This window comes from Parabacteroides sp. AF17-28 (assembly GCF_003479205.1).
In the GTDB taxonomy this organism is placed as follows: Bacteria; Bacteroidota; Bacteroidia; order Bacteroidales; family Tannerellaceae; genus Parabacteroides; species Parabacteroides acidifaciens.
This window is the reverse complement of record NZ_QUGV01000056.1, coordinates 1-2278: the sequence shown is the minus strand read 5'-3', so window position 1 is coordinate 2278 and position 2278 is coordinate 1. Positions and strand designations below refer to the sequence as shown.

At 41.8% G+C, this 2278-nt stretch carries 1 protein-coding gene; it reads left to right on the top strand.

Features of this window, described 5'->3' with window-relative positions; translation table 11 throughout:
- Positions 1–583: 583 nt before the first annotated feature.
- Positions 584–2161 carry a group II intron reverse transcriptase/maturase gene (gene ltrA / locus DWW90_RS20270; protein ID WP_122346276.1) on the top strand — a complete coding sequence of 526 codons (1578 nt, stop codon included), beginning with the start codon at positions 584–586 and terminating at the stop codon, positions 2159–2161.
- Positions 2162–2278 lie beyond the last annotated feature (117 nt).

Sequence of the window (2278 nt, the reverse complement as noted above, 5' to 3'; positions counted from 1 at the left end):
TGTTTGTGCGATTTGTTTATACCAAAACCATAAGTTCTCTTATGGGTGGGTATAGGGCAGTTCAGGCTGCCTAACTATGATTTCGTGTTGGTGTAATTCCAACCTTCCAGACATCGGAATGAAAACATATCCCACATGCCACTGGCTGACCACCTGCGGTGTGAAGCTGGGATAAAAGGTGGTAACCGGAGGTCTTTATCCGGCACTCCATCCAGTAGAGTTTGATAATGATTACGCGAGAAACTTGTGTTAGAGGTGTCGTAAGGTCGTAAGGAGCGAAAATAAAGAATGATACGCTTCAACTAAAATAGTACAAGCCGCAAGGATGGGTGATTTAGAATCAGCAATCACACCTGATGTCATCCGAGGCTTCGGCATAAAGCAAGAATCAGTACCAAACGTCAAACGGAATCATGGAACAAAGTAACTATCGGACAGTTCTCTTATTAAAGAGTAAGCGGTCAGCCAAGACTTCCGGTAGAGGGATTGCCCCAGAAGCCAACGCCTTGCTGTAATGGTGAGGATATGCAGACAGGGGCACGATAATTTGGAAGATAGAGTTGTGAATAGCAGTTAATAAATTATGAGCCAAGTAGAAATATTGAGGTATGAGTGGGACAATATTCCCTGGCGAAAGCTGGAACGGAAGTTGTTCAAACTGCAAAAGCAAATCTATCAAGCTTCGGAACAAGAAGATTACCCAAAAGTAAAAAAACTCCAACGCTTACTGTTGACATCTAAAGGGGCAAATCTTATAGCGGTAAGGAGAGTGTCGCAAATAAACCGGGGCAAACACACACCCGGAGTAGATGGAAAGACTGCTCTAACAAACCGTGAACGTAAGGCATTAGCTGGTATGATGGACTTAAAAGCGGAAGCCAAGCCCATTCGCAGAGTATGGATACCCAAGCCGGGAAAGAAAGAAAAGCGACCGTTAGGCATCCCTACTATTAAGGACAGAGCAAAGCAAGCCCTCGTAAAAATGGCATTAGAACCGGAATGGGAAGCAAAATTTGAACCTAATAGTTATGGCTTCAGACCGGGACGTTCTTGTCATGATGCAATAGAAGCGATTTATTCATCCATTCACAGAAAGAATGCTTATGTATTAGACGCTGATATATCAGGATGTTTTGATAACATCAATCATAATGAATTGTTAGATAAATTGCATACAAGTCCACGAATCAGACGATTAATAAAAGCGTGGCTTAAAGCCGGGATTGTGGATAACCAAGTCTTTTATCAAAACGATAAAGGAACCCCACAAGGCGGCATCATATCTCCATTGTTGGCAAATATAGCACTGCATGGATTGGAAAATGAAACAAGAGAAGCGCTCAAGAAGGAATTGTTCGACTATATGAAAAGAACAAGACCGAAAGCAAGCTACCTGTTATCAGGACGTAAAATATCCATTATCCGTTATGCGGATGATTTTGTAGTCATACATGAAGACAAGGAGATTGTCAAGGCAGCCAAGGCTTTTATTGTCGAATGGTTAAAGAAGATGGGGCTGGAGCTGAAAGATACAAAAACAAGAATATGCCATACATTGAAGATGGATGGGGAAGAAGCTCCGGGCTTCAACTTTCTTGGATTTAATATCAGACAGTATCCGGGGAACACGACTTCAAAAGGCTATGTGACAATTATCAAACCATCCAAAGAAAGTCAGAAGAAGCATCTGTATAGTATCAAGCAAAAGATACGCTTGCATAGAGGAGAAAGTCAGGCTACACTTATCAAAAACTTAAATCCGGTCGTTCGGGGATGGGCAAACTATTTTCGGCACGTGTCGTCAAGGAAAGTCTTTGAAAGGATAGACCATCAAACATTTGTTAAACTTTGGCGATGGGCGATGTATAGACACCCTCATAAAACGAGATTCTGGATAAAAGACAGATACTTTCGTAGGCATAAGAATGAATTTTGGAGGTTCAAGACAAAGGAGGAGCATCTTCTGTTAAGGCACTCAGACTATAAAATCAAACTACATGTCAAAGTCAAAGGCGAAAAGAGTCCTTTTGACGGAGATGACAAGTATTGGAAGAAAAGAAAGGAAAGAGGGCTACAGAAAAGTGAAAAAGTGGTAACACCTTCATCCTTTAAGGATAGAAATACTATCTTTGAACATGTTTTAAAACAAAAAGTAATCTGAAACGGAACGAAGTATGTGGGACAAACACCAGATTGTTGAGGAGCCGTATGACGGGAAACTGTCACGTACGGTTTTGAAGCCGAGTTGGGGCAGCGATGCCCCCGCTCAGGTAAACTA